Raw genomic sequence first — 25,992 nt, 5'->3', positions numbered from 1 at the left:
CGTCCAAAGCCTATTCTTAACACCAGAATCACTGCCCGGACATAGAGTCCACTGCGGCCCGCCGAATCAGGCCAGCCGCGGCCGCCAACCCCACCGGGTTGCCCCGGCCCCCGGGCTACACACTGTCCACAAGACGGCGTGAGGTGAGCCAACATCACGAGTGTTGAGCCAGGACCGAAAAATTCAAAAGGCGACCGACGGGTCGCCTTTTTTTGTGCCCGAAAATAAAGTGCGCACCTGTTAGTCTCCCGCAGAACCGGATTGCGGTTTATCAGTCTTATGATTACGCCCCACCCCCTCATGAGGAACACCATGAAATCGCGCATCTGGCGTTTGGCTACTGCTGGTCTGATCTGCTTGAGTGTCGGCAGTCAGGCGTTGGCCGAAGAGCGAGGTGATGGACCCCCTCAGCATCAAAGTCGCCCGGATGGTGGGCAACAGCATGGTCAGCAACATGGCCAGCAAGGGCAGGGAGGCAATAATCACGCCCGCCCGGAGCAAGGGCAGGGGCAGGGCCGTCCGCAGGGTCAGCAGTGGAATCAGCATCAAGGCAATCAACCGAGTCCTGACAACCATCAGCCTTCAGGCCGACCCGGTCAGCCGGGTAATAACCTTGTGATCCAGCCGCGTCCCGACACGGTGCAGCAAAACCCGCGTCCGCCCAGCGGTAATTGGCAAACCGCGCCCCGACCGCAAGGCAACTCCCCCCATTGGCAAGGCGGTGACCACTCAAGGCCTGACTACAATCCGGGTGCCCATAACGGTCGACCTGACGATAATCGCTGGCCGGGCCGACCAAATGGGCACGGCAACGGCTGGGGGCCGGGGCCACAATACCGTCCCGGTTATATAGTTGACCGCTTCCCTGATCGCCATTGGCAGGTGCCGTATCGTGGGCAGAACTACTTCTTTTCCGGCGGCTACTGGTATCGACCCCAAGGGCCTCGTTACGTCGTCGTGCAACCGCCTTACGGGATTCGCGTAGGGTATTTACCAGACTACGCGCGAGAAGTTTTGATCGGGGGGTCGTTGTTGTTCCTCGCCGCAGGCGCTTATTACGCCTACCAACCGGCCACTCAGGATTACATCGTGGTACAGCCGCCGACCGCCATCGCGCAGCCTCAAGGCAACGGTTATGACGTGGTGGCCTACCCGGCCAATGGCCAGAGCGCTGCGCAAGTCGATCAGGACCGCTACGACTGTTATCGCTGGGCGGTTGACCAAAGTGGCTTTGACCCGGCCAAAGTGACCTATGCCCCTTCGCCTGCCGTGGTGCAAACCTACCGGCAGGCTCAAGGCAATTGTCTGGGCAGCCGTGGCTATCAGGTCAATTATTAAGTGAAGTGGCTTGAGGTTTAACGACTTCCTGCGGGTCGGCGTGCACCAGCACCTCGGCCTGTGGATAAGCCTGGGTAATGGCGTGTGCCGCGTTGTCACTGATGCTGTGGGCTTGGGACAGTGTCAGTTCGCCTGGCAATTCAAGGTGCAACTGAACAAACCAGACATTGCCGGAAATGCGAGTGCGCAGATCATGCGCACCTAATACGCCGGGCACGCTGCACGCTAAGGCCAGCATGTTGTCACTGACATCGGTGGGTAATTCTTCGTCCATCAGCACCGAAAAACTCTCACGGGCGATCTGGTACGCGCTCCAGAGGATATACACCGCAATCCCCAGGCCGAACCAGGCGTCCAGTTGCGGGAAGCCCACGCTGGCCAGCACCAACGCCACCAAAATACTGCCATTGAGCATCAAGTCTGATCGGTAGTGCAGCGAGTCGGCGCGTACCGCATTGGAACCTGTGGCCTTGACCACGCGATGTTGTAACACCAGCAGCCCGACGGTCATGACCAGCGAAAAGATGATCACGCCAATCCCGATCCACGGCGCTCCGACGGGCTCCGGGTGTTGCAGCCGTTCGACGGCCTGAAACGCAATCAGCACCGCACTCACGCCAATAAACAGGGCTTGCGCCATCCCGGCCAATGACTCGGCCTTGCCGTGGCCGTAACGGTGATCATCGTCTGCCGGGCGCAGCGCGTAATGGACGGCCAGCAAGTTAAGAAACGAGGTGACACCATCGAGCAACGAATCGGTCAAGCCGGCGAGCATGCTGATCGAACCACTGAGCCACCAGGCGATGGCCTTGGTCACGATCAACAGGCTTGCCACCGCCACTGACGCACGGGTGGCCAAGCGTAAAAGGCGAGCGTGTTCCGCGCTGCTGGTCATAGAGCGTCCTTGAGTCAGGCGGCTGGAATCAAACCGTAAAGGGCCAACTGTTGGGTACTGCCTTTGTGTTGAATCAGACGTGGGTCGTTCAGTGGGAAGCTATGGCCCAGTTCACTTTCAAGAATTGCCTGAAGCTTACTGTTGTCGACTTTGCCATCGGTGCTGACGGCTTCGCGCAGTTTTTCCGGTGCGATGTAGGCGGTCTTGCCCGGCGGGTAGTAAATCGCCCCGGTTGCGAAGTCGACGCCGAACGCAATCAGGCCCGGGATCACATAAAACAGCAGGCCCACGGCATCCAGTACCACGATCATCGGGTCAATCTTGCCGTCGATCTGACCGCGCCGGTCAGGGAAGAAAATACTCCCGCACGCGGTCAACTGGGTCAGCAAAGCGGCCACTACAACGCCGCCAATCACACGAGAAGGGATACGCATACACAAGACCTCGAAGGAGCTTAAAGAATCGGACTCAACATTAAGACCGTGCTTAATGCCGAACTGTTCGCCGTTATACTCGTCGCACTGTTCTGGAGCCACCATGATTTGTTTGCCGATTGATGAAGTTTTACCTGCGCTGCGTCAGGCCTTGCGTGAACGCCACGAAGCGGTGCTCGAAGCCCCGCCCGGCGCCGGTAAAACCACGCGGGTGCCGCTTGCCCTGTTGAATGAGCCGTGGCTCGCCGGGCAGAAGATTGTGATGCTCGAGCCCCGGCGCCTTGCAGCCAGAGCGGCGGCTGAACGTTTGGCCAGTGAGTTGGGCGAAAAGGTCGGCGAAACCGTGGGCTATCGGATTCGACTGGACAGTAAAGTTGGGCCCAATACCCGTATCGAAGTCGTCACCGAAGGCATCCTGACCCGCCGCTTGCAGCACGACCCGGCCCTGGAGGGCGTGGGCTTGCTGATTTTTGACGAGTTCCATGAGCGTAGTCTGGATGCGGATCTTGCGTTGGCTTTGAGCCTCAATGGGCGTGAGCTGTTTCGCGATGAGCAGCCACTCAAAATCTTGCTGATGTCCGCCACTCTGGAAGGCGAGCGGTTGTCCAGTTTGCTGGACAATGCCCCGGTTGTAAGCAGTGAAGGCCGCATGTACCCGGTGGCCCTGCGCTGGGGGCGACCGTTTGTACCGGGTGAATTTATCGAGCCGCGCGTGGTGCAAACCGTCCTGGATGCCATCAACGACGAAAGCGGTAGCCTGTTGGTGTTCCTGCCCGGTCAGGCGGAAATTCGTCGAGTCAATCAACAGCTGGCTGAGGCGCTGGGCTCGCGCAGTGACATCCTGCTTTGCCCTTTGCATGGTGAATTGGACCTGGCCGCCCAACGCGCCGCCATCGAGCCTGCGGCCAGCGGTGCGCGCAAGGTGGTGTTGGCGACCAATATCGCGGAGACCAGCCTGACCATTGATGGTGTTCGGGTCGTGATCGATGCCGGGCTGGCGCGGGTGCCGCGCTTCGATCCGGGCAGCGGCATGACCCGCCTCGACACACAGCGCATCTCCCGAGCCAGTGCTACCCAGCGCGCGGGCCGGGCCGGGCGCCTGGAGCCGGGTGTATGTTATCGCCTGTGGTCGCAAGACCAGCATGCACAATTGGCGGCTTATGGCAGCGCAGAAATTCTGCAGGCCGATCTCGCCGGGTTGGCGTTGCAACTGGCGCGCTGGGGCGTGGCCCCGCATGAACTGGTGTGGCTCGATGTGCCGCCCACCGCCAGTTATGCACAGGCTCAGCAATTGCTGGAGCGCTTGGGCGCGCTGCGCAACGGCACACTGACGCCCCACGGTGAAGCAATGGCCGAATTGCCGGCACATCCGCGCATCGCTCATTTGTTGTTGCGTGGGCAAGCGCTCGGGTTGGCTGACATGGCGTGTGACGTCGCGGCCTTGTTGGGTGAGCGCGATATTCTGCGGGGCGCCGGGGCTGATGTTCACAGCCGTCTCGCCTTGCTGTCTGGCGAAAGCCGTGCAGTACGCGGCGGGCAGGGCGGTGTGCAGCGGGCCAAGCAACTGGCCCGCCAGTATCGGGGCATGTTACGGGGCCAAGCCACGCAGCCGGTGGCCGATCCAGAGCATCCGCGCTGGCTGGGCGCCTTGCTGGCGCTGGCCTACCCCGACCGCGTTGCTCAGCAGCGCAAACCGGGTGGTGCGGAATATCGGCTGGCCAATGGTCGCGCAGCACTGTTCGGCGAAGTTGACGGCTTGATGAAACAGCCTTGGTTGGTGATTGCTGACTTGGGAAGTCGCCAGGGCCAGCGTGAAGAGCGCATTTATCTGGCCGCCGAATTTGATCCTGCCTTGCTGGACGGGGTGCTGAGCGAGCAGGTCAGCGTGGTAGATCAACTCGACTGGGACGAACGCGAAGGCGTACTGCGCGCTGAACGCCAGCGCAAAGTGGGCGAATTGGTACTGAGCCGAGAACCGTTGACCGGTCTCGATGAAACAGCACGCACCCAGGCATTGGTCAATCTGGTGCGGCGCAAAGGCCTTGAGCTGTTGCCGTGGACGCCCGAGCTGCGGCAGTGGCAGGCCAGAGTCACGTTGTTGCGTCAGCTCGATCTAGAGGGGCAGGGGCAAAGCGAATGGCCGGATGTCAGCGATGCCGCTTTACTGGCCACTCTGGAAGAGTGGCTGGCACCTTATCTGGGGCGGGTATCGCGGTTAAGTCACTTTGCCAGCCTCGACCTGTCGAGCATTGTGCATAACGTGTTGAAGTGGCCTTTGGGGCAGCGTCTTGATGAGCTGGCTCCGCATCACATCAAAGTACCTTCGGGCTCATCAGTGCGTCTGGACTACAGCGAGCACCCACCGATACTGGCCGTGCGCTTGCAAGAACTCTTCGGCCTGGCCGATACGCCGCGAATTGCAGGTGGGCGCCATGTGGTGAAACTGCATTTGCTGTCGCCAGCCCGGCGTCCGGTGCAAGTGACACAAGATCTGGCCAACTTCTGGCGTAGCACCTATGCAGAGGTAAAGAAGGATTTGAAGGGGCGCTACCCCAAACACTATTGGCCTGATGACCCGTTGATCGCTGAGCCTACGGCGAGGATCAAGCCGCGCAAAACCTGATAGACCTGACGAGGGTTAATCGGAAGGCATCAAAAATTGGCCCATGACCGGCAAGTGATCGGAAATGGTCAAGGTATCTTCCTGGCGAACATAGCCATCAAGGCGCTGCAGTTTTGGACTGTAGAACAGGTAATCGAGGGTGCGATCCGGGCCATCAACCTGTGGGTCGTTGGGGAAGTGGGTCAACCATAGCTCGCGATTTATTCCCGTGGCATCCGGGTTACTCGGGATCATCGGATACCGTTCCCACAGAAAGTGCAGTTCGCTGTCAGGCGAGTAGTGTTGGCGCAAAGGGGGAGGCAAGCGCAGAAACTGGCCTATGGGCAGCAAGTTGAAATCGCCGCCAATCAACCACGGCGTGCCCTGACTTTCAAACTTGTCGAGCACGGCAGCCGTGGCTTGTACTTGCCGCTGCACAGTGCTGTTGTCGTGAGACGGAGCATCGAATTGAGTGTTGATGGCGATCAACTGACCGCCATCATTCAACGGCAGATAGCTCAGCAACAGTGCAGGCTTGGGCTGGAACTGGCGGCTGATGAAGTTGGCATCGGCCACGGGCAGTTGCAAGCGTTCGGCGTGTTCGATCTGAAAGCGGCTCAGGGTGACAAGTTTGCGGCCCACGCTGCCGAAAATATGCCGGTCGGGCACGAAGTCGGCTTTCCAGGTAAAGGCCTGGCTGCTGCACGGATACAGGTCAACCAAACGTTCTTGCAGCAGCGCCAGTTGATCCTGGTAATCGCTGGCCTTGGCGTTTTCATCGACTTCTTGCAGCAGCACCAGGTCGGGCCGCTCATCACGTATGACCCGCGACACTTCATCCAGGCTGTAAGCCATGTCTTCGCGGGTGGGCTGTGTGTCGGGGCCGCTGCCGTCCGCCAGGTTGTACCAGAAGACGTAGCGCTTGCCCGCCAGATACTGAACGTTCCAGGTCATGACCTTCAGCGCTTGCCCCTGCGTGAGTACCGGGGCGGTGGTCGGGCACGAAAGCGCCAGCACCTCTTTGGCCTCGGGGCGCCACGTCAGGCTGTAGATCAAGCTCGCCAGCACCCCTGCGAGCAGCAGCAAACCTAACAGGATGTGGCGCAGGAAACGGGGCATGGGCTCGGCTTATGACGTAGCAAGGAATTGGCGAGCATACCGGACGACCGTTCGACACCCAAGGAGCGATCAATAAGGAATCGTGCTCATTTGCTGTCAAACGATTCGCTGATTAGCATAAACAGGCGGAATACAACGACTGTCAGAAACAGCTGCAAGAAGCTGTAGAGGCTATCAAGCGCCAGTGACAAGAACAGGTTTTCATCCTTTGGGAACGCTGAAAAGGTCAGTTCTTTTAACAGCATCAGCGGTGCCAGTACGGCCGCCACGCACGTAAATATCTGCCAGAAATGCCCTCGGCTCATCAGCACGCTGGACTTTAACGCTGCCAGTGGCCCTTCACCGCGTAATACCAGTCGGTACTCGGAAAATGCAAAGACGATGGTCATGAAAATACCGGGCAGAACCAATATCGATAGCCCTAGCACAATGGCCAGCGTGCTGATGGCGGATAACAAGGCGAAGTTGGGCCAGAGGGACAGCGCGCGCGCCAGCAGGTCACTATTACGGGGCGATTCGCCACGGCTGCGAGCATCCAGAAACAGAATCAGGGCGCCCGTATACAGCGGGTACACCAGCAAGCCGACCAGCAGGTCATAACCGGGTGACGCATCCGGCCCCGAAGCGCTGCTGACCATCTGCGTGATGATCGTTTCAAGAACAATCAGCGGCAAGCACAGCATGACGATCTGGCCCAGATTACGCTGGGTGAAGTAAAGGGCGTCGCGAAGAACAGTCATCGGGTTCATGGTTGGGTATCGGCAGTCAAAAGCGGTGTGTCACTTTAACCGATGAATTTACAACTTTAAGCAAATGTTGCTCAGGATCAGCATGAACCTACAGCTGAGCGGTTTATCCGCGCAAAGGTTCGGCAGGCTGGCATACTGCTGCCTTGTTATTTAGCTCATTGCCCGAAAGTCCGGGCTCCCAGAGGTTTGCCGGTGAAAAAAATTGCGGTCTTTGCGGATGTGCAGAACCTTTATTACACGGTTCGCCAAGCTTATGGCTGCCATTTCAATTACGCCGCGCTCTGGGCTGATATCAGCAAACGCGGTGAAATCGTCGAGGCGTATGCCTATGCGATTGATCGGGGTGACAGCAAACAGCAGCAATTTCAGCAAATACTGCGCAACCTCGGTTTCACGGTGAAACTCAAACCTTACATCCAGCGCAGCGATGGTTCGGCCAAGGGCGATTGGGACGTAGGGATCACCATCGACATCATGGACTCGGCGGCCAATGTCGATGAAGTGGTGCTGGCTTCGGGTGATGGTGACTTCGACCTGTTGCTTGAGCGTATCGCCAGCAAACACGGGGTCGAAACCGTGGCCTATGGTGTGCCTGGCCTTACCGCCAACTCATTGATTCGCGCTGCTACGCGCTATGTGCCGATTGAAGGCAGCTTGCTGCTGAAATAACGCCCCATTTTTACAGGATTGATCAGCTTTGGAACGCATTGCGGTAATTGACTTTGAAACCACCGGCATCTCTCCGAGCAGCAGTTGCCGGGCGACTGAAATTGCCGTGGTGATTCTTGAGCAGGGACGTATTGTTGAGCGTTATCAAAGCCTGATGAATGCCGGCGTGCGAGTGCCGGGGTTTATCGAGCAGCTCACGGGTATCAGCAACGCCATGTTGCGTACGGCGCCATCGGCTGAGCAGGTGATGAATGAGGTCAATGAATTCGTCGGTATCACGCCACTGCTGGCGCACAACGCGGCCTTCGACCAAAAGTTCTGGGATTTCGAGATGGGGCGCATCAAGCGCACCCGCTTGCAGAATTTTGCCTGCTCTTTGCTTTTGGCGCGCCGCTTGATGCCTGAAGCTCCCAATCACAAGCTGGGGACGTTGACCACGTTCGCTAACTTGCCTCACACGGGTCAGGCTCACCGGGCCATGGCCGACGCTGAAATGGCCGCTAACCTGACCACTCACCTGGCTGTGCGATTGCGCCAGCAACATGGTGTGCGTGAGTTGAATCACGAACTGTTGCGCGGCTTGCAGAAAGTCCCGGCGGCGAAAGTGACGGAACACCTGAAGCGTTATCGCGGTTTTTAACAGCACCCTCACCCCAACCCTCTCCCAGAGGGAGAGGGGGCTGATTGGCGGTGTTGTGCAGATCTGCTTTTGCCTTTAACTCCCACTGCACTCAAGGGAGAGAGGCTGATTGGCGGTGTTGCGCAGATCTGCTTTTGCCTTTAACTCCCACTGCACTCAAGGGAGAGAGGCTGATTGGCGGTGTTGCTCAGATCTGCTTTTGCCTTTAACTCCCACTGCATTCAAGGGAGAGAGGCTGATTGGCGGTGTTGCGCAGATCTGCTTTTGCCTTTAACTCCCACTGCATTCAAGGGAGAGAGGCTGATTGGCGGTGTTGCGCAGATCTGCTTTCGACTTTAACTCCCACTGCATTCAAGGGAGAGAGGCTGATTGGCGGTGTTGCGCAGATCTGTTTTTGCCTTTAACTTCCACTGCACTCAAGGGAGAGAGGCTGATTGGCGGTGTTGCGCAGATCTGCTTTTGCCTTTAACTCCCACTGCATTTAAGGGAGAGAGGCTGATGTGGGGTGTTGCACGGATCTGCTTTTGCCTTTAGTCCCCTCTCCCTCCGGGAGAGGGCTAGGGTGAGGGCGCTTTTGATTTTGAAAGAAAAGTGTACGGTCACTTTTGGTGCGTTCTGTTACTTATTATTTCTTCCTTCGTTGTCTAAACTCCCCAGTCCCCTGCCTCTGCCTTTGAGCTGCCTTCATGCCTGCCGCACGCCGTTTTCCGCTTCAACTGATCGGTGCTTTTTTCGCCTTGTACGTTATCTGGGGCTCGACCTATCTCGCCATCCGCATCGGTATTGAATCCTGGCCGCCGTTGATGATGGCCGGCGTGCGTTTTCTCATTGCAGGCAGCTTGATGTACGCCTATATGCGCTGGCGCGGGGCGCCTTCGCCGACGGCCATCCAGTGGCGTTCGGCAGCCATGATCGGCTTTCTGCTGCTGGCCTGCGGCAACGGCGGCGTCACGTTGGCCGAACACTCCGGCGTGGCGTCAGGCGTCGCCGCGTTGGCCGTGGCCACCGTGCCTTTGTTTACCCTGCTGTTCGGTTACTTCTGGGGCGCGCGCAATACCCGTCTGGAATGGGCCGGCATCATTCTCGGATTGATCGGCATCGGCATGCTCAATCTGGGCTCCAACCTGCAAGCCAGTCCGATAGGCGCCGCGATGGTGATTTTTGCCGCCGCCGCGTGGGCATTTGGCTCGGTGTGGAGCCGACACTTGCCGCTGCCCGTCGGACCGATGGCCAGCGCGGCTGAAATGCTTGCGGCAGGTGCCATGCTGCTGGCGGCCAGCCTGCTCAGTGGCGAGCGCATGACCCATATGCCCACCGCTGCTGGCTGGGGCGCGCTGCTCTATCTGGTGTTCTTCGGCTCGATCATCGCTTTCAGTGCGTATATGTACCTGTTGAAAAACGTGCGCCCGGCCGCTGCCACCAGCTACGCCTACGTCAACCCGGCCGTGGCGGTTATGTTGGGCATTGCCTTCGCCGGCGAAACCATCGGTGTAGAAGAGTGCCTGGCGATGGCGGTCATCATCAGCGCTGTGGTGTTGATCGGGTTGCCGCAGTGGCGTAAGAAGAATCCCGCCTGAATTAGGGTAAACTGCGCGCCATTGCACCTCTGCGCTGACCTTTTTCGACGGTATTCCCATGACATTCGCCACCCTTGGCCTCATCGAGCCCTTGCTGCGCGCCCTTGAGGCGCTCGGCTACAAGACCCCAACCCCGGTTCAGGCCCAAGCGATCCCCGCAGTGCTGGCAGGCCGTGACCTGATGGCCGCAGCCCAGACCGGCACCGGCAAAACCGCGGGTTTTGCCCTGCCGTTGTTGCAGTCGCTGACCATGGAAGGGCCGAAAGTCGCCAGTAACATGGTGCGTGCACTGGTGCTGGTACCGACCCGCGAATTGGCCGAGCAGGTGCACGAGAGCATTCGCCAGTACGCTGAACACCTGCCGTTGAGCACCTATGCGGTGTACGGCGGCGTCAGCATCAACCCGCAAATGATGAAAATGCGCAAAGGCGTAGATGTGCTGGTGGCTACACCGGGACGTCTGCTCGATCTTTACCGTCAAAAAGCCATCAAGTTCACTCAACTGCAAACGCTGATTCTTGATGAAGCAGACCGCATGCTCGACCTCGGCTTTACTGAAGAGCTGAAGGACATTTACCGCGTACTGCCGAAAAAGCGTCAGACCCTGCTGTTCTCGGCGACGTTCTCAGACCCGATTCGCTTGTTGGCCGAGCAGATGCTCGACAACCCGCTGAGCATCGAAGTCAGCCCGCGTAACGTGGCGGCCAGCAGCGTTAAGCAGTGGATCATTCCGGTGGATAAAAAGCGTAAGCCGGAGCTGTTTTTGCACCTGCTGCGCACCCAGCACTGGAAACAGGTGCTGGTATTCGCCAAGACCCGTAACGGCGTGGACGAACTGGTCGGCAAGCTGCAAGCGCTGGGTATCAATGCGGATGGCATTCACGGCGACAAGCCTCAAGCGACGCGCCAGCGTGCGCTGGATCGTTTCAAGGCCAGCGAAGTACAGATTCTGGTGGCGACCGATGTGGCAGCCCGTGGTCTGGACATCGAAGACTTGCCGTTGGTGATCAACTTCGACATGCCAATTGTGGCCGAAGACTACATTCACCGTATCGGCCGCACTGGCCGTGCGGGGCAGAAGGGCGAAGCCATTTCGTTTGTGTGCGCCGATGAAGTGAACATGCTGTCGGCCATTGAAATGCTGACCCGCCAGACCTTGCCACGCCATGAGCAGCAGGACTTTGAGCCTGAGCACCGTGTGCCCGAAACCGATGCCAGCGGGCAGGTGATCAAAAAGCCGAAGAAGCCCAAGAAGCCGAAAACCTCGGGCGGTGGTGGTAAGCGCAACCTGGGCAAGTGGGTCGACAGCGGTGAAGCTGCGCCGTCCGAGCCATCGGTCAAGCCGGTGCGCAAAGTGCCTGTGTTCAACACCGGCCCGCGCAAGCGCAAGCCTTAAGCCTTAAGCCTTAAGCGTTAAGCGTTAAGCGTTAAGCGTTAAGCCAGCTTAAAACCCCCAACCCGGCGGCGCGGCCACTGGCAAAACAGCCCGTGAGCAAATAGCCGCCGGTGGGGGCTTCCCAATCGAGCATTTCGCCTGCGCAGAAGACGCCGGGTAATGGCTTGAGCATCAGGTTTTTATCCAGCGCCTCAAATCGCACGCCTCCCGCACTGCTGATGGCCTCGTCCAGTGGGCGCGCCTTCACCAGTTTGAGGGGCAGCGCTTTGATCGCTTTGGCCAGTCGTGCCGGGTCGTTGAAGTCTTCAGCGTAGGCCAGTTCACGCAACAGCGCCGCTTTTACACCATCAAGTCCCAACTGGCTGTGCATATGCTTGCTCATCGAGCGCGAGCCGCGAGGCTTGGCCAGTGCGGCGGCTACTTTATCCACAGCCTTGCCCGGCAGCAGGTCGATCAGGATCGTTGCGCTGCCCTGTTGGTTGATAGCCTCTCGAATCGGTGCTGACCAGGCGTAAATCAAACTGCCTTCAATCCCGCTGGCGGTAATCACGCACTCGCCCAAGCGCGGGGTACTGTGCTCCAGTGCGATGGCGATGTTTTTCAGCGGTGCCCCGGCGAATTTAGTGCGCAGCACCTCACTCCAACCTTGTACATCAAAGCCACAGTTGCTCGGCTGCAATGGGGCCAGCTCGACCTTGTGCTCAGCCAACAGCGGCATCCACGCACCATCGGAACCCAGTCTGGCCCAACTGCCGCCGCCCAGCGCCAGAATGACCGCATCGGGTTTGCAGCGCTTTTCGCCGTCGGGGCTGTCGATGCGCAACTGACCCTCGGCATCCCAGCCCAGCCAGCGATGGCGGGTGTGGATAACCACACCGCTGTCGCGCAAACGCTTGAGCCAGGCGCGCAGTAGCGGGGCGGCTTTCATGTCGGTGGGGAAGACACGGCCTGAGCTGCCGACGAAAGTTTCAATACCCAAGTCGTGAATCCACTGACACAAGGCATCAGCGTCGAATGCCCGCAGCAGCGGGGCCATCTGCGGCGCACGTTCGGCATAGCGGGACAGGAAGGCCGGGTAGGCTTCGGAGTGGGTGATGTTCATGCCGCCCACGCCAGCCAGCAAAAACTTGCGGCCCACGGACGGCATGCTGTCGTAGAGGTCCACGTGTACGCCTGCCTGACTCAACACTTCGGCGGCCATTAAACCGGCAGGGCCCCCGCCAATAATGGCGACGTGACGGGAAGCAGAGGAGGTAGGCTGAGTCATGACAAGGCTGCAAATCGGCGAAATAAGTCGGGCATTCTACCTGAGCAGGTCGCAGATCTCCCGTAGCAGCTGCCGAAGGCTGCGTCCGAGCGCGCAGCGGTCGCTCAGTCAAAGCTCGCGGTTTATACGACTGCTGCGCAGCCGGACGCAGCCTTCGGCAGCTGCTACGAGGATAGGTGTGTGCAGCTGTACGAAAAACATACAGTGCTGTGCAGGCTATATGGTCTGTGGCCTGCAAGGGCTTTCACTCAGGTTATCCACAGGCAGTTCCACAGGCATTGTGGGTAAAAAATCACGCCTCAATGACAACCTGATGACAGCCAGACCTTTTGTGCACTGTGATGCAAGATTCCATGGCGCCGTGCCAAGGCTTTGCGGTCTTTGCTGTAACCACCGCCAATCACGCCGACCACCGGAATATCGCGGCCCAGGCAATGACGCATCACGCGCTCATCGCGCTCGGCGACGCCCGCATCCGTCAGTTTCAGATAACCCAGGGCATCGTCTTTGTGCACGTCGACGCCGGCGTCATACAGCACCAGATCCGGCTGGTACAACGGCAACAAATAGTTCAGTGCCTCATCGACCACTTGTAAGTATTCAGCATCGCCCATACCCATTGGCAAGCCGATGTCCCAGTCGCTTTGCGCCTTGCGCGCCGGAAAGTTCTTTTCGCAGTGCAGGGAAACCGTAATGGCGTCTGGCGTATGTTCAAGAATGCGCGCTGTACCGTCACCTTGATGCACGTCGCAGTCAAAAATAAGCACCCGATTGACCCGGCCGCTTTCCAGCAGGTAGTGGCTGATGACCGCCAGATCATTGAAAATGCAAAACCCCGCCGGGTGGTCGTAATGCGCATGGTGAGTGCCGCCGGCCAAGTGGCAGGCCAGCCCATGCTCAAGGGCCTGTTCGGCGGCCAATAGTGAGCCGCCTACAGCGCGAATAGTGCGACGCGCCAGGGCTTCGCTCCACGGCAGGCCCAGGCGACGTTGATCCTCACGCGCCAACTCCCCGGCCATATAGCGCTCGATGTAGGCGCGGTCATGGGCCAGCGCGAGGATATCCACAGGGCACAGTTCGGGGCGCAACAGCTCGGCATCACGGGTCAACCCGGTGTCGATCAGGTGATCGCGCAACAAACGGAACTTGTCCATCGGAAAGCGATGCTCTGCCGGGAATTCAGGGCTGTAATCATCGTGGTATATCAGCGGTACAGGCATAGGGAATTCACGTCTGAGCGAGCGCGGAATATTAACAGCGCTGTACACTGCTCAACAGTTGAAAAGCCCGGTCACCAATCGGAGAGGCCTGATGGAGCAGATCAAAGAACTCGAAAGCCCTCGTTTGTTGTTGCGCCCCTGGCGCGACACTGATTTGCCCGAGTTTGCTGCGATGTGTGCTGACCCTCAGGTGATGCGCTATTTCCCTGAGCACTTGAGCCGCCTCGAAAGTGCCGCCTTGATAGGCCGCATACGCGGCCATTTTGCTGAGCACGGCTACGGTTTTTGGGCGCTGCAACGCAAGGACTCCGGCGAGTTCATTGGCTTCACCGGGCTGGCGAATGTCAGTTTTGCCGCTGCGTTTACCCCGGCGGTTGAAATAGGCTGGCGGCTGGCGCGAGAGCACTGGGGGTTGGGGTACGCCAGCGAGGCTGCCTGGGCGGCCTTGCGCTGCGGGTTTGATCGTTTGGCGCTGGATCAGGTGGTGTCATTCACCAGTGAAGCGAATCTGCCGTCACAAAAGGTCATGCAAGCGATTGGTATGCACCACGACCGCGAAGGTGATTTTGAACACCCGCGCCTGGCGCAAGGGCATCCATTAAGGTCGCATGTGCTGTACCGCATTTCGCGGGCACAATGGCTGGAAACCCTGCACGGCTAGGTCGATGTAGAGCGACGCAAGTCGAAATTTTGTTGAGCGCCGTCCTCCGATGTACGGCGCTACTGCTTTGTGTGAGGAGAATCGGAATGAGCCAAGTGTTGGATGATCTGGTCAATTTGCTGACGCTGGAGCCGATCGAAGAAAACCTCTTTCGTGGCAGCAGTCAGGACTTGGGCTTTCGCCAGTTGTTCGGCGGTCAGGTACTTGGGCAATCGCTGTCGGCCATGAGCCAGACGGTTGAAGACGCCCGCCACGTGCATTCAATGCACGGTTATTTTTTGCGCCCCGGCGATGCCAGCCTGCCCGTGGTTTATCAGGTTGACCGCGTGCGCGACGGCGGCAGTTTCAGCACCCGCCGGGTAACGGCCATTCAGAAGGGCCAGCCGATTTTCACCAGCAGCGCTTCGTTCCAGTACGACGAAGTGGGGTTTGAGCATCAGACAGCAATGCCCGATGTGGTTGGCCCGGAAAACCTGCCGTCCGAGCTGGAGATGATTCGCCAGCGTGCGCACCTGATCCCGGAGTCGATGCGCGAAAAATTGCTGTGCGCAAAACCGATCGAGTTTCGCCCGGTCGTTGGCGAAGACCCGTTCAACCCTGCGGTCTCTGACCCCATCAAATACGTGTGGTTTCGTGCCGACGGCACGCTGCCCGACACCCCGGCCCTGCACAAATACCTGCTGGCCTATGCTTCGGACTTCGGCTTGCTGACCACCTCGTTGCTGCCCCACGGCAAAGGCGTGTGGCAAAAAGACATGCAGGTTGCCAGCCTCGACCACGCGCTATGGTTTCATGCCGACTTGCGTGCCGATGACTGGCTGCTCTACGCGATGGACAGCCCTTGGGCGGGCAACTCGCGGGGATTCTCCCGTGGCAGCGTTTATAACCGTGCGGGCCAGTTGGTCGCATCGGTGACGCAGGAAGGCCTGATTCGCCATCGCAAGGACTGGGCATGACGCTCAAAGACATCAGCCATTGGGTGTTTGACATGGATGGCACCCTGACCGTTGCTGTGCATGACTTTGCCGAGATTCGCCGGGCGTTGGGTATCCCGGCGGATGAGGATATTTTGACTCATCTCAATGCCTTGCCAGCGCAGCAAGCCGCAGCCAAACACGCGTGGTTGCTTGAGCATGAGCGTGAGCTGGCCAAGGCATCCAAAGCTGCACCCGGCGCGGTTGAACTGGTGCGCGATCTGGCTGGGCGGGGTTATCGCCTTGGGATATTGACGCGCAATGCGCGGGAGCTGGCGCTGATCACCCTGCAGGCCATTGGCTTGGCCGACTGCTTTAAGCCTGAAGATGTGCTGGGGCGTGAGTGTGCGATGCATAAACCTGACCCGGACGGCCTGCTGAAACTGGCGCGAGCATGGCAGGTGGAGCCTGCCCGGATGGTGATGGTGGGCGATTACCGTTTTGACCTGGACTGCGGGCGCGCGGCGGGCTGTAAAACCGTGCTGGTCAACGTGCCGGTCAATCCTTGGCCGGAGCTGACGGACTGGCATGTGCAGGACTGCATCGAGCTCCATGCGTTGGTTACATCCCCGTAGCAGCTGCCGAAGGCTGCGTCCGATTGCGCAGCGATCGTAATAATTAAGCCCCGGATCTTACTGGGACACTCAGGCGTCTGAATTTACGATTGCTGCGCAATCGGACGTCGCCTGCGGCAACTGCTACGGCGTCCGGCTCAGTGCCCGAACAACGCCTTCTGCCCCTTGGGTGAGGTGAACATCTGGTCGCCGTTGTGCCCAACGCCGGGCACTTCAACCAATCGTTGATTGAGCCCCTGTGGATGGCGTTGAGTCAGGTATTCAACGTAATTCTTGCCGCGTACCAATCTGAATGCACCCTGTGCCTCGGCCTCACAGCTTTTATCCAGCGCCGGATGATTGGGGTCAGTGTCTTTAGCGCCTAACAAGTAGGTGATGTCGCGCTCAACGTAGGCCTGTTCAAGCGCCTGCTGCTTCCGCCCTTTGGCATACGCGGGCAGGTCTATAAGCCCGTATTTCCACGTATTGAAGCCTGGGCAACTGGCCTGATCAAAGGTTGGAACGGGCCGCTGCGCCGTGAAATAAGCGTAGGACGACGGATTGGCAACCACGTAACGCACCTTGATGCCTTTGGCTTTCAACGCCGTATCGGCCTGAGTTGTCAGGGCGTAGCGTTGCACCACTTGGGCACCGCCTGAATGCCCGGCAATCACCACTTCGCGTAACTCCGGGAAGCGTTTGCGGTCGCCAAGTCGCTCAAGAATGTGATCAAGCGCCGCATACGAACTGAGGGGTTGCGGCCCAAGGGCGGGAGCCCCGGCCATCCAGTCGTTACCCTGCCAGCGCAACACGGCGTCCGGCAGAGCGTGACGGTTAATATCGGTTTGATTCAGAAACTGCGGCGCGATGATCAGGGTTGTGGATAACTGCCCGGCCTGAGTCGCTGCCTGTTCAGCGCTGTGCAAGTAGGTCTGGGCATTGCGCAAGCGCCCGTGAATGACAATCAGCGCCCGTTGCACGCCGGGCAGTGGTTGTTTCCAGTCCTGGCTGACGCCGACACTCAACTCGCCGGGGCCGATGTTCATGTGCTCGGGGCTTAATACCTTAACCCCATGCTCGGCAGCATGAACCATCGCGCTCACCATCAGCACGCCCATCAGCGAAGCGATCACGCGCAGTGCCATTTACAGGGCCCTTGCCGAGAAGGTGTCGCATTGATTGATATTGCCTTGAGCAAACCCGGTCTTGAACCACTTGACCCGCTGCGCCGAGGTGCCGTGGGTGAACGAGTCCGGCACTACGCGGCCGCGGCTTTGTTGTTGCAGGCGGTCATCACCAATGGCATTGGCGGCGTTCAGCGCCGACTCAATGTCGCCAGCCTCCAGCCAGTTATGGCGCTTTTGCGCCAGATTGGCCCACACCCCGGCAAGGCAGTCGGCTTGCAGTTCCTGACGCACCAACAACCCGCCGTCACCTTCCATGCGCTGGCCTTGCTGGCGAGCCATCTGCATTTTTGAGGAGATGCCCAGCAAGGTTTGCACGTGATGGCCCACTTCATGGGCAATCACATAGGCTTGCGCGAAGTCGCCCGAGGCTTTGAAGCGTTGCGCCATTTCCTGGAAGAAGCTCATGTCCAGGTAGACCTTCTGGTCAGCCGGGCAATAGAACGGGCCGCTGGCTGCTGTGGCATAGCCGCAGGCCGAACCGACCTGCCCACGAAACAACACCAGTGTCGGGTTTTTATAGTTGCGACCCGACTGCTGAAAAACCTGTGCCCATGTGTCCTCGGTATCGCCCAGTACGGCGCGTACAAAATCGGCTTGTTCGTCATTGGCCGGCGGCGCATGCCCAGCTTGCTGAGTCACTTGGGGGGCGGATTGCTCGGTCAGCTGGCCGCTTAATTGCCCGAGAATCTGCATGGGGTCCTGGCCGGTCAGCAGGCCGAAGCCGACAATCACCACCACCGCCATCAAGCTCAGGCCTTTGCCTCCCCCGAAACGCATGCCTCCACCGCCGCCGCCAGTGCTTTGATCGCGCACATCTTCAACGTTGTCGCTACGACGGCCTTTTTTCCAAAGCATGGAGGAATCCTCTGATAAATCGTGTCTATAAGTGTTGTTGCTGAGACCTGACTGCGCCAGCCCGGCTGTCAGACGTTTCTTGGGTGGAGTCCTTTAAAAAGACTCAAAGGGGTTATGACAGTTCCAGACCTCCGGCTCAAGTGGTTGAATAGCGCCTGAACCGCAGATCGCGCCCGGAGTTGTTATCCCTGTGAATATAGATACCCGCATCAAATACCGTCATCTGGTGTGCTTTCTGGAAATGGCACGCCAAGGCAGTCTGGCGCGGGCGGCGGATGTGTTGGCGGTGAGTCAGCCGGCCATGTCCAAGACCCTCAAGGAGTTGGAAGCCTTACTGACGGTCAGTCTGTTTGTACGCAGTAAAAGCGGAATAAGCCTGACTGAGGCCGGGGTAGCCTTCCTGCGTTACGCGACACCATCGGTGCAAGCGTTACGCGAAGGGGTCAATGCGCTGCGCGGCGGCGAATATGCGGGCGGGGTGGTGCGCCTTGGCGTGCTGTCGACCGTGGAGAGCGTGTTGATTCCTGAACTGGTGCGCCGTCTGCATCGTCAGTATTCCTCATTGGTGGTGAGTGTGGTGACGGGGCCCAGCGCTTATTTGCTCTCGCAATTGCGGGTAGGGGATGTGGATCTGGTGGTGGGGCGAATGACCGACAGCCCGGAAATTCAGGGAATGAATTTCGAACATCTGTACAGCGAGTCCATGACGTTGGTGGTTCGAGCCGGACACCCGTTGACCCGCGAGCCGCTGGATCGAAGCCTGCTGGAACATTACCCGTTGGTGTTGCCGCTCGCCAATACGACCATACGCGCGTACGCCGACAGCTTGTTTGTGCAATGCGGCATCAACCCGTCCCGCCAGCGCCTGGAAACCTTGTCCGTCACCTTGAGCCGCCGTTATGTGCTGTGTAACGACGCCGTCTGGATCGCGCCACTGGATGCGGTGCGCATGGATCTGGCCAGTGGCGAGTTTTACGAACTGGACGTGGGGCAGCGTGAGCCGGGCGGTTCTATCGGCATTTGTCGCAACGCCCATGTGCCGGTGTCGTTGGCTGCGCAAGGGTGCATCGAGGTGCTCCGTGAGCTGGGGCAGGCGTATGCCGCAGGGGTTTATCCATAACTGAATGGTTATGGATGGGGCGGGCCTTTTCAGTAGTCCTTGTTCGCCTGTTGTTTAAACTGCTGGCTTACCGTGCAGCCTATAAAAACAACAGGAGATCGACATGTCTGATGCAGACAGCCGGCGCTTTGTCATTCGTGACCGCAATTGGCACCCCAAAGCCTTGACCCCGGATTACAAAACCTCCATCGCCCGCTCCCCGCGCCAGGCGTTGGTGAGCATCCCTCAATCGGTCAGCGAAACCAGCGGGCCTGATTTTTCCCATCTGAAATTCGGCCAATTCGACAATGACCTGCTGCTCAATTTCAACAATGGCGGGTTGCCGATAGGCGAGCGGATTCTGGTCTCGGGTCGCGTCTGCGATCAGTACGGCAAGCCGATTCCCAACACCCTGGTGGAGATGTGGCAAGCCAACGCCGGTGGCCGTTATCGCCACAAGAATGACCGCTACCTGGCTCCGCTCGATCCTAATTTTGGCGGTGTGGGCCGTACCTTGACCGACAGCCAGGGCTATTACAGCTTTCGTACGGTCAAACCCGGCCCCTACCCGTGGCGCAATGGCCCTAATGACTGGCGTCCGGCGCATATTCACGTCTCGGTCAGTGGCCCGTCGATTGCCACACGCTTGATCACCCAGTTGTATTTCGAAGGCGATCCATTGATTGCGATGTGCCCGATTGTTAAGTCGATTGCCAACCCCGAAGCGGTGCAAAGCCTGATCGCCCGTCTGGACATGGGGGCCGCCAATCCGATGGATTGCCTGGCGTACCGCTTTGATATCGTGCTGCGCGGCCAGCGTCAGACTCACTTCGAAAATCGCTGAGGAGCTAGATCATGCCTATCGAACTGCTACCGGAAACGCCTTCGCAAACGGCTGGCCCTTACGTCCATATCGGTCTGGCGCTGTCCGCTGCCGGTAATCCGCCGCGCCCCGAGGAGGTCTGGAACGAAATGGCCAAGCCCGACGCACCGGGTGAGCACATTGTGCTGCTGGGTAATGTCTATGACGGTAATGGCCATCTGGTGCGCGACTCTTTTCTGGAGCTGTGGCAAGCCAACCATGAAGGGCGCTACGACGAAGTGTTTGATTCGGAAAAGTCGTTCAACAGTTTTGGCCGCACTGCCACCACGTTTGATGCCGGTGAGTGGACGTTGAACACCATCAAGCCGGGCGTGGTAAACACGGCTGGCGGTGTGCCGATGGCGCCGCATATCAACGTGTCGCTGTTTGCCCGTGGCATCAACATCCATTTACAGACGCGCCTGTACTTTAGTGATGAGCCAGAGGCCAACGCAAAGTGCCCGGTGCTCAACCTGATTGAGCAGCCGCAACGGCGTGAAACCTTGATCGCACAGCGCTGCGAAGTGAATGGCAAACCGGCTTATCGCTTTGACATTTATATTCAGGGTGCGGGCGAAACGGTGTTTTTCGATTTTTAACGCTTAGCCACGTGCGCGACGTTGCTGCCACGCCGCGGCCAGCCCGCTCAGGCAAATAATGGCGATGCCGATGCGGGCTGACAGGTCGGGCATGTGGCCAAAAAGAAACCACCCCAATAGGCCGGAGAACACAATCTGGCAATAGCTGAACGGCGCCAGCAGCGCCGGTGCAGCCACCCTGAAAGACTGCGTGAGCAGCAAGTGCGCGGTCATGCCCAAGGTGCCCAGCGCCAGCATGGCCAGGCCGTTAATAAACGTGGGGGTCTGCCAAAAAAAGGGCACCAGCGCGCTCATCACGATTGCATTGAACAGCCCGGCAAAGAAGTTGCTGGTGGTCGGGCTGTCGTAGGCACTGAGTTTGCGCGTCAGGATCTGGTAACAGCAGAAGCAAAGCGCCGCAGCCATCGGCAGCAAAACCGCGGGCGTGAACAGCGCGCCGCCGGGATGGATGATCACCACCACGCCGATAAACCCGCACACCACCGCCAGCCACTGGCCCTTCGAGACCTTTTCGCCTAACAACGGGCCGGACAATGCCGCCACCAGCAACGGGGCGATAAAGTTCACGGCGGTGTTTTCCGCCAGAGGAATAAACAGCAAGCCGTAGGTGAAGAACAACCCCGAACCCAGCAGGCAGATGGCACGCAGCACTTGCAGCAGCGGCCGAGTGCTGCGCAATACGCTCAGCCCGGACTGGGGCAGAAAAATCCCCGCCATCAATACGGTGTGCACCAGATAACGCGCCCACACCACCATCACCACGGGGTAGATCCCACTGAGGTATTTGGACAGTGCGTCATGGCTGGAGAACAGCGCAGTGGCTGTGACAATCAGCAGAATCCCTTTCAGAGGGTGGTTAACACCTGAAAGTGGCGTGGGCAGTGTCATCGAGCACCTCTATTGAAGGATGGCGTGCCGAGCGTCGGGCTTAGCCCAACGCTCACAAGAGGTTCGATTGAACTCGCGTATCAGACCTGCGGGATTTTTCGCGGAGCCATAAAGTACATCCAGACCAGCGCAATAAAATACATGGCTGGAATCATGGTGAACAACACGGTGTAGTTGTTGTTTGTGACGGTCAGCACATAGCCGACAAACTGGGTCATAAACATACCGCCGATGGCGGCGCACATGCCGCCAAAGCCGAACACCGTGCCCATCATGTGCTTAGGCGTGTAGTCCATCACCATGCTCCACACGTTGGCCGTCCAGGCCTGGTGCGCGCCCAGCGCCAGCGCGATGGCACCCACGGCCATCCAGAGGTTGCTGGAGCCGGCGGCCAAGACCACGCCAATAATCGCAACGGCGCACATTGCCATCGACACCAGTCGCGCCTTGACTGCCGCCATACCCCGTTTGATCAAGACCGAAGACAAGATGCCGCCACCCACACTGCCGAAGTCGGCGGTGATGTAGATGATGATCAGCGGTATGCCCATCTGCGTGACACTGATGCCCAGGTTGTATTGCTGATTGAGGAAGGGTGGCAACCAATACAGGTAAAACCAGAACACCGGCGCGGTCATGGCGTAGGACAGTGCAAAGGCCCACGTACCGCGCATCTTCAGGATGGTGGAGAACGAAACGGTGGTTTGCTCTGGCTCTTTTTCTTGCTGGATATACGCCAGTTCCTCCTTGGAAACGGTCGGGTGGTCTTCGGGGTTGAAGTACTTCAGGCCCCAGAAGATCAGCCAGATACCGCCCAGCGCAGACATGCACAGAAACGCGGCCTGCCAGCCCCAGACATGCAGCACCAGCGGCAGCATCATGGGGGTAAACATGGCGCCCACGTTAGTCCCGGCGTTGAAGATACCGCTGGCCACCGCACGTTCCTGAGCCGGGAACCACAGGCGCGTGGTTTTTACACAGGCCGGGTAGTTGGCGGCTTCGGTCACTCCGAGAATGAAGCGGCAGATCATGAACCCGACGGCTGAGGTGGCCAGACCGTGCGCGCCGGTGGCCAGGCTCCATAGCAGCACGGCGCAGAAGAACACACGCTTGACGCCGATGCGGTCAATCAAGCGGCCCTGGAGGACGAAGCCAATGGCATAGCCGACCTGAAACCAGAAGTTGATGTTGGCGTAATCCATCGCCGTCCAGCTCATCTCTTTGGCCAGAACCGGTTGCATCACACCCAGTGCGGCGCGATCGATGAAGTTCAGCGTGGTGGCGAAAAAGACCAGCGCGAGCATTCCCCAGCGGGTCTTGCCGCTCGCCATGGCACCGCGGATCTTGCCCCCGATGCCAGGGTGCGGAACGCTCTGGGCAGGCGTGGTACGTGCAGTCTGAGAAGGGACCATGAGGTGTTTACCCGTTTCTTGGAATTGTTGTTTTGGTGTGGCACATGTGCAGCAAGTCATACGGGTTTGATGGTGGCGACTGGATAAAAAACCGTCAATTCACCACAGGGCATAGTGTTCGATAATCGCACATAAAACTAACTGGTTGGTACACAGTGATTGCTCAATAATAGAGTGCCCTTAATAATCAGGCTATCAAGAATTGCCGTCGTCTAGCGGCCATGCCATTGCCGGGGAGTTATAAATGAAGCGCTCGATTGCCACTGTTTCCTTGAGCGGCACCCTGCCGGAAAAGCTGGACGCCATCGCGGCGGCGGGTTTTGACGGGGTCGAAATCTTCGAGAATGACCTGCTGTATTACGACGGCAGCCCGCGTGAAATACGCCAGATGTGTGCCGATCTGGGGCTGACCATCAGCCTGTTCCAGCCCTTTCGTGACTTTGAAGGCTGCCGCCGTGATCGGCTGGCACGCAACCTGGATCGCGCCGAGCGCAAGTTCGATTTGATGCAGGAGTTGGGCACTGATCTGGTGCTGGTGTGCAGTAACGCGGCCGCCGACTCAGTGGGCGACCGGCAGATTCTGCTGGATGACCTGAGCCTGCTGGCCGAGCGTGCTGGCGCGCGCGACCTGCGCATTGGCTACGAAGCGCTGGCGTGGGGGCGACACGTCAACACCTGGCAACAGGTCTGGGACCTGGTTCGCCAGATCGACCACCCGAATCTGGGCGTGTTGCTCGACAGCTTCCACACCTTGTCGCTCAAGGGTGATCCGTCTGGGATTGCACAGATCCCCGGTGACAAAATCTTCTTTGTGCAAATGGCCGACGCGCCGATTCTGGCGATGGATGTGCTGGAGTGGAGTCGCCATTTCCGCTGTTTTCCGGGGCAGGGCGAGTTCGACTTGCCGGGCTTTTTGGCGCCGATCATTGAAACTGGCTACACCGGGCCGTTATCGCTGGAAATCTTCAACGACGGTTTTCGCGCCGCGCCGACCCGTGCCAATGCGGCCGACGGGTTCCGTTCGTTGCTCTATCTCGAAGAGAAAACCCGCGAGCGGCTCATTGAACAGGCCGCTCCGGCGCCCGTCCTGGAGCCGTTGTTTGCGCCGCCCAAGGCCAGCGACTACGACGGTGTCGAGTTCCTCGAATTCGCGGTGGATGAAAGTCAGGGCGCCAAACTGACCCACTGGCTGGAGCGCTTGGGGTTCAGCAAAGTGGGGCAGCACCGCTCGAAAAATGTCAGTTTGCTGCGCCAGGGCGACATCAATCTGATCCTCAATGCCGAGCCCTATTCATTTGCCCATAACTTCTTTGAAGCCCACGGCCCTTCGTTGTGTGCCACGGCGATTCGGGTGCAAGACAGTGCCAGCGCGTTGGCGCGGGCGGTGGCGTACAAGGGCCAGCCCTACCGTGGGTTGGTCGGGCCCAATGAGCTGGAGCTGGCGGCCGTGCGTGCGCCCGATGGCAGCCTGATTTACCTGGTAGACAAAGACGCTGCCGGTAAACCGTTGTACGAGTCGGACTTCAACTTGAGTGCTGCCACTACACCGCAGGCTGGGCTCAAGCGCATCGACCATATGGCGATGGCGTTGCCGGCGGATAGCCTGGACAGTTGGGTGCTGTTTTACAAAAGCGTGCTCGATTTCGAGGCCGACGATGAAGTGGTGTTGCCCGACCCTTACGGTCTGGTTAAAAGCCGTGCGCTGCGCAGCCGATGCAGCTCAATCCGTTTACCGCTCAATATTTCCGAAAACAGAAACACAGCCATTTCCCATGCCTTGTCGAGTTATCGCGGCTCGGGCGTGCACCACATTGCGTTTGAATGCGACGACCTGTTTGCTGAAGTCAGCCGCGCCAAAGAGGCGGGCGTACCGTTACTCGACATCCCGCTCAACTACTACGATGACTTGGCGGCCCGTTTTGATTTTGATGATGAGTTTTTGAGCGAACTGGCCTATTACAACGTGCTGTATGACCGTGACGCCAAGGGTGGCGAGTTGTTCCATGTGTACACCGAGCCATTTGAAGGGCGATTCTTTTTCGAGCTGCTACAGCGCAAAAATGGCTATGCCGGTTATGGTGCGGCTAACGTGGCGGTGCGTTTGGCGGCTATGGCCAAATCACGCAGCGGCGCTGTTCGCCAGGCCAAGCTGTAAAGGCATGGACTCATACGATGGGCGTCTTCCCTCGCAGGTCGGGGCGGCCCATAATCGCCGCCATCTTTCGATGGCCGTGAGCCTCCAATGACTTTGAAACCAGAAGCCGACGCGCAGGCTGCGGCTGCCGAACCGCGTAAAAGCCGTAAGAACAACCCGCAAAAGACTCGGGAAAATATCCTTCAGGAAGCCTTGGTGGAGTTTGTCCAGCAAGGCTTGTCCGGTGCGCGGGTGGACGCCATCGCCGAGCGCACGCGTACCTCCAAGCGCATGATCTATTACTACTTCACCAGTAAAGAGCAGCTCTACGTTGAGGTTCTGGAGAAGTTATACGGGGACATCAGGGGCATTGAGAGTCAGATGCCTCTCGACGAGCTTGAGCCGGTGCAGGCGATTCATCGGCTGGTGGAGTTCACCTTCGATCATCACGACCAGCATGTTGATTTTGTGCGGATGGTCAGTGTCGAAAACATTCACAAGGGCGAGTACATCAAGCGCTCGGAAGGGATCAAGGCGACCAACGACACGATTGTGCAGGCGCTTGACGGGATATTACGCAGAGGCGTTGAGCAGGGTGTTTTTCGGGCAGGGCTCAATGCACTGGACGTTCACCTGCTGGTCAGTTCGTTCTGTTTTTATCGGGTGTCGAACCGCTACACGCTGGGTGAGATATTCCAGATCGACTTGTCGGATGATCAGATCAAACAGCGTCATCGGGAGATGATCTGTGATTCGGTGTTGCGCTATCTAAAAGCTTAAAAGCAAACCCTCACCCTAGCCCTCTCCCAGAGGGAGAGGGGACTGAAAGCAGACCGCACGCGGCTTTAAAATCACCACACA

24 protein-coding genes are annotated in these 25,992 nt (G+C 58.7%); 14 read left to right on the top strand and 10 right to left on the bottom strand.

The window, feature by feature from the left end:
- Positions 1 to 312 precede the first annotated feature (312 nt).
- The gene (locus EQV93_RS02825; RefSeq protein ID WP_240890831.1) at positions 313 to 1,338 is read left to right on the top strand and encodes a DUF6515 family protein; all 1,026 of its coding nucleotides are present in this window, start codon (positions 313 to 315) and stop codon (positions 1,336 to 1,338) included.
- Here EQV93_RS02825 and EQV93_RS02820 read toward each other — a convergent pair.
- A complete protein-coding gene (locus EQV93_RS02820; RefSeq protein WP_146384404.1) occupies positions 1,328 to 2,233 on the bottom strand; it encodes a cation diffusion facilitator family transporter in 906 nt (301 codons plus the stop codon). The genes EQV93_RS02825 and EQV93_RS02820 overlap by 11 nt on opposite strands.
- Before the next feature lie 14 nt (positions 2,234 to 2,247).
- Positions 2,248 to 2,667 (bottom strand): polyribonucleotide nucleotidyltransferase, encoded by a 420-nt coding sequence (locus EQV93_RS02815; RefSeq protein WP_122783242.1) that lies wholly within the window; start codon positions 2,665 to 2,667, stop codon positions 2,248 to 2,250.
- Between the two features lie 103 nt (positions 2,668 to 2,770).
- Between EQV93_RS02815 and hrpB the strand changes: the two genes are divergently transcribed.
- On the top strand, positions 2,771 to 5,290 hold the full coding sequence (hrpB, locus tag EQV93_RS02810) for an ATP-dependent helicase HrpB (protein ID WP_240890830.1): 2,520 nt from the start codon (positions 2,771 to 2,773) through the stop codon (positions 5,288 to 5,290).
- Between the two features lie 15 nt (positions 5,291 to 5,305).
- Here the strand turns inward: hrpB and EQV93_RS02805 are convergent, their stop codons facing one another.
- Both EQV93_RS02805 and EQV93_RS02800 read right to left on the bottom strand, forming a co-directional pair.
- Positions 5,306 to 6,388, bottom strand: coding sequence for an endonuclease/exonuclease/phosphatase family protein (locus EQV93_RS02805; protein WP_146425437.1), 1,083 nt, complete (start codon positions 6,386 to 6,388; stop codon positions 5,306 to 5,308).
- An 86-nt stretch (positions 6,389 to 6,474) separates the two neighbouring features.
- Entirely contained in the window at positions 6,475 to 7,137 is a 663-nt protein-coding gene (locus tag EQV93_RS02800; RefSeq protein ID WP_146384399.1) for a YciC family protein, read from the bottom strand.
- Between the two features lie 192 nt (positions 7,138 to 7,329).
- Between EQV93_RS02800 and EQV93_RS02795 the strand changes: the two genes are divergently transcribed.
- The 4 genes from EQV93_RS02795 (at position 7,330) to EQV93_RS02780 (ending at position 11,419) form a co-directional block, all read left to right on the top strand.
- Positions 7,330 to 7,806 carry an NYN domain-containing protein gene (locus EQV93_RS02795; protein ID WP_122783196.1) on the top strand — a complete coding sequence of 159 codons (477 nt, stop codon included), beginning with the start codon at positions 7,330 to 7,332 and terminating at the stop codon, positions 7,804 to 7,806.
- A gap of 28 nt (positions 7,807 to 7,834) precedes the next feature.
- The gene (locus tag EQV93_RS02790) at positions 7,835 to 8,446 is read left to right on the top strand and encodes a 3'-5' exonuclease (RefSeq protein ID WP_146384397.1); all 612 of its coding nucleotides are present in this window, start codon (positions 7,835 to 7,837) and stop codon (positions 8,444 to 8,446) included.
- Positions 8,447 to 9,132: 686 nt separating this feature from the next.
- Positions 9,133 to 10,023 carry a drug/metabolite exporter YedA gene (gene yedA, locus EQV93_RS02785; RefSeq protein WP_122782237.1) on the top strand — a complete coding sequence of 297 codons (891 nt, stop codon included), beginning with the start codon at positions 9,133 to 9,135 and terminating at the stop codon, positions 10,021 to 10,023.
- A 58-nt stretch (positions 10,024 to 10,081) separates the two neighbouring features.
- The gene (locus EQV93_RS02780; protein WP_122782238.1) at positions 10,082 to 11,419 is read left to right on the top strand and encodes a DEAD/DEAH box helicase; all 1,338 of its coding nucleotides are present in this window, start codon (positions 10,082 to 10,084) and stop codon (positions 11,417 to 11,419) included.
- Positions 11,420 to 11,450: 31 nt separating this feature from the next.
- On the opposite strand, the gene EQV93_RS02775 is transcribed toward EQV93_RS02780, so the two are convergent.
- The gene (locus EQV93_RS02775; protein WP_240890829.1) at positions 11,451 to 12,686 is read right to left on the bottom strand and encodes a TIGR03862 family flavoprotein; all 1,236 of its coding nucleotides are present in this window, start codon (positions 12,684 to 12,686) and stop codon (positions 11,451 to 11,453) included.
- Positions 12,687 to 12,985: 299 nt separating this feature from the next.
- Complete coding sequence (locus EQV93_RS02770) at positions 12,986 to 13,906, bottom strand: histone deacetylase family protein (protein WP_146425441.1); 921 nt, start codon at positions 13,904 to 13,906, stop codon at positions 12,986 to 12,988.
- Between the two features lie 91 nt (positions 13,907 to 13,997).
- On the opposite strand from EQV93_RS02770, the gene EQV93_RS02765 reads away from it, so the two are divergent.
- The 3 genes from EQV93_RS02765 to EQV93_RS02755 all read left to right on the top strand — a co-directional run bounded on the left by EQV93_RS02765 (position 13,998) and on the right by EQV93_RS02755 (position 16,116).
- Positions 13,998 to 14,567, top strand: coding sequence for a GNAT family N-acetyltransferase (locus EQV93_RS02765; RefSeq protein WP_122782241.1), 570 nt, complete (start codon positions 13,998 to 14,000; stop codon positions 14,565 to 14,567).
- Positions 14,568 to 14,653: 86 nt separating this feature from the next.
- Complete coding sequence (tesB, locus tag EQV93_RS02760; protein WP_122782242.1) at positions 14,654 to 15,523, top strand: acyl-CoA thioesterase II; 870 nt, start codon at positions 14,654 to 14,656, stop codon at positions 15,521 to 15,523.
- On the top strand, positions 15,520 to 16,116 hold the full coding sequence (locus EQV93_RS02755; RefSeq protein WP_122782243.1) for an HAD family hydrolase: 597 nt from the start codon (positions 15,520 to 15,522) through the stop codon (positions 16,114 to 16,116). The genes tesB and EQV93_RS02755 overlap by 4 nt, the downstream gene beginning before the upstream one ends.
- A gap of 137 nt (positions 16,117 to 16,253) precedes the next feature.
- On the opposite strand, the gene EQV93_RS02750 is transcribed toward EQV93_RS02755, so the two are convergent.
- A complete protein-coding gene (locus tag EQV93_RS02750) occupies positions 16,254 to 17,240 on the bottom strand; it encodes an alpha/beta hydrolase (protein WP_240890828.1) in 987 nt (328 codons plus the stop codon).
- Positions 17,241 to 18,137: a KPN_02809 family neutral zinc metallopeptidase gene (gene ypfJ / locus EQV93_RS02745; protein WP_122782245.1), complete on the bottom strand. Its 897-nt coding sequence runs from the start codon at positions 18,135 to 18,137 to the stop codon at positions 17,241 to 17,243.
- 190 nt (positions 18,138 to 18,327) lie between these two features.
- Here ypfJ and pcaQ point away from each other — a divergent pair, with 190 nt between their 5' ends.
- The 3 genes from pcaQ (at position 18,328) to pcaG (ending at position 20,697) form a co-directional block, all read left to right on the top strand.
- On the top strand, positions 18,328 to 19,257 hold the full coding sequence (gene pcaQ, locus EQV93_RS02740) for a pca operon transcription factor PcaQ (RefSeq protein ID WP_122782246.1): 930 nt from the start codon (positions 18,328 to 18,330) through the stop codon (positions 19,255 to 19,257).
- A gap of 103 nt (positions 19,258 to 19,360) precedes the next feature.
- Positions 19,361 to 20,080: a protocatechuate 3,4-dioxygenase subunit beta gene (gene pcaH, locus EQV93_RS02735; protein WP_122782247.1), complete on the top strand. Its 720-nt coding sequence runs from the start codon at positions 19,361 to 19,363 to the stop codon at positions 20,078 to 20,080.
- An 11-nt stretch (positions 20,081 to 20,091) separates the two neighbouring features.
- Positions 20,092 to 20,697: a protocatechuate 3,4-dioxygenase subunit alpha gene (pcaG, locus tag EQV93_RS02730; protein WP_240890827.1), complete on the top strand. Its 606-nt coding sequence runs from the start codon at positions 20,092 to 20,094 to the stop codon at positions 20,695 to 20,697.
- Positions 20,698 to 20,700: 3 nt separating this feature from the next.
- Here pcaG and EQV93_RS02725 read toward each other — a convergent pair whose 3' ends face one another.
- Together EQV93_RS02725 and EQV93_RS02720 are read right to left on the bottom strand one after the other, a co-directional pair.
- The gene (locus EQV93_RS02725; protein WP_122782249.1) at positions 20,701 to 21,585 is read right to left on the bottom strand and encodes a DMT family transporter; all 885 of its coding nucleotides are present in this window, start codon (positions 21,583 to 21,585) and stop codon (positions 20,701 to 20,703) included.
- 80 nt (positions 21,586 to 21,665) lie between these two features.
- Positions 21,666 to 22,997, bottom strand: a complete 1,332-nt coding sequence (locus EQV93_RS02720; protein ID WP_122782250.1) for an MFS transporter — start codon at positions 22,995 to 22,997, stop codon at positions 21,666 to 21,668.
- A 244-nt stretch (positions 22,998 to 23,241) separates the two neighbouring features.
- Between EQV93_RS02720 and quiC the strand changes: the two genes are divergently transcribed.
- Both quiC and EQV93_RS02710 read left to right on the top strand, forming a co-directional pair.
- Entirely contained in the window at positions 23,242 to 25,152 is a 1,911-nt protein-coding gene (gene quiC / locus EQV93_RS02715; RefSeq protein ID WP_146425453.1) for a 3-dehydroshikimate dehydratase QuiC, read from the top strand.
- A gap of 87 nt (positions 25,153 to 25,239) precedes the next feature.
- Positions 25,240 to 25,911, top strand: a complete 672-nt coding sequence (locus EQV93_RS02710) for a TetR/AcrR family transcriptional regulator (RefSeq protein ID WP_146425455.1) — start codon at positions 25,240 to 25,242, stop codon at positions 25,909 to 25,911.
- Positions 25,912 to 25,992 lie beyond the last annotated feature (81 nt).

Origin of the sequence: Pseudomonas sp. TMW22091, from assembly GCF_022496705.1 — a bacterium.
Lineage (GTDB): Bacteria > Pseudomonadota > Gammaproteobacteria > Pseudomonadales > Pseudomonadaceae > Aquipseudomonas > Aquipseudomonas saxonica.
The sequence above is the reverse complement of the archived record's forward strand: the minus strand, read 5'-3'. Positions and strand labels throughout refer to the sequence as shown.

What these genes read in the sequence shown, in the direction of transcription:
- EQV93_RS02825 (WP_240890831.1), top strand. Translation starts at nt 313, where the DNA reads ATGAAATCGCGCATCTGGCGTTTGGCTACTGCTGGTCTGATCTGCTTG.
- EQV93_RS02820 (WP_146384404.1), bottom strand. Translation starts at nt 2,233, where the DNA reads ATGACCAGCAGCGCGGAACACGCTCGCCTTTTACGCTTGGCCACCCGT.
- EQV93_RS02815 (WP_122783242.1), bottom strand. Translation starts at nt 2,667, where the DNA reads ATGCGTATCCCTTCTCGTGTGATTGGCGGCGTTGTAGTGGCCGCTTTG.
- hrpB (WP_240890830.1), top strand. Translation starts at nt 2,771, where the DNA reads ATGATTTGTTTGCCGATTGATGAAGTTTTACCTGCGCTGCGTCAGGCC.
- EQV93_RS02805 (WP_146425437.1), bottom strand. Translation starts at nt 6,388, where the DNA reads ATGCCCCGTTTCCTGCGCCACATCCTGTTAGGTTTGCTGCTGCTCGCA.
- EQV93_RS02800 (WP_146384399.1), bottom strand. Translation starts at nt 7,137, where the DNA reads ATGAACCCGATGACTGTTCTTCGCGACGCCCTTTACTTCACCCAGCGT.
- yedA (WP_122782237.1), top strand. Translation starts at nt 9,133, where the DNA reads ATGCCTGCCGCACGCCGTTTTCCGCTTCAACTGATCGGTGCTTTTTTC.
- EQV93_RS02780 (WP_122782238.1), top strand. Translation starts at nt 10,082, where the DNA reads ATGACATTCGCCACCCTTGGCCTCATCGAGCCCTTGCTGCGCGCCCTT.
- EQV93_RS02775 (WP_240890829.1), bottom strand. Translation starts at nt 12,686, where the DNA reads ATGACTCAGCCTACCTCCTCTGCTTCCCGTCACGTCGCCATTATTGGC.
- EQV93_RS02770 (WP_146425441.1), bottom strand. Translation starts at nt 13,906, where the DNA reads ATGCCTGTACCGCTGATATACCACGATGATTACAGCCCTGAATTCCCG.
- EQV93_RS02765 (WP_122782241.1), top strand. Translation starts at nt 13,998, where the DNA reads ATGGAGCAGATCAAAGAACTCGAAAGCCCTCGTTTGTTGTTGCGCCCC.
- tesB (WP_122782242.1), top strand. Translation starts at nt 14,654, where the DNA reads ATGAGCCAAGTGTTGGATGATCTGGTCAATTTGCTGACGCTGGAGCCG.
- EQV93_RS02755 (WP_122782243.1), top strand. Translation starts at nt 15,520, where the DNA reads ATGACGCTCAAAGACATCAGCCATTGGGTGTTTGACATGGATGGCACC.
- EQV93_RS02750 (WP_240890828.1), bottom strand. Translation starts at nt 17,240, where the DNA reads ATGGCACTGCGCGTGATCGCTTCGCTGATGGGCGTGCTGATGGTGAGC.
- ypfJ (WP_122782245.1), bottom strand. Translation starts at nt 18,137, where the DNA reads ATGCTTTGGAAAAAAGGCCGTCGTAGCGACAACGTTGAAGATGTGCGC.
- pcaH (WP_122782247.1), top strand. Translation starts at nt 19,361, where the DNA reads ATGTCTGATGCAGACAGCCGGCGCTTTGTCATTCGTGACCGCAATTGG.
- pcaG (WP_240890827.1), top strand. Translation starts at nt 20,092, where the DNA reads ATGCCTATCGAACTGCTACCGGAAACGCCTTCGCAAACGGCTGGCCCT.
- EQV93_RS02725 (WP_122782249.1), bottom strand. Translation starts at nt 21,585, where the DNA reads ATGACACTGCCCACGCCACTTTCAGGTGTTAACCACCCTCTGAAAGGG.
- EQV93_RS02720 (WP_122782250.1), bottom strand. Translation starts at nt 22,997, where the DNA reads ATGGTCCCTTCTCAGACTGCACGTACCACGCCTGCCCAGAGCGTTCCG.
- quiC (WP_146425453.1), top strand. Translation starts at nt 23,242, where the DNA reads ATGAAGCGCTCGATTGCCACTGTTTCCTTGAGCGGCACCCTGCCGGAA.
- EQV93_RS02710 (WP_146425455.1), top strand. Translation starts at nt 25,240, where the DNA reads ATGACTTTGAAACCAGAAGCCGACGCGCAGGCTGCGGCTGCCGAACCG.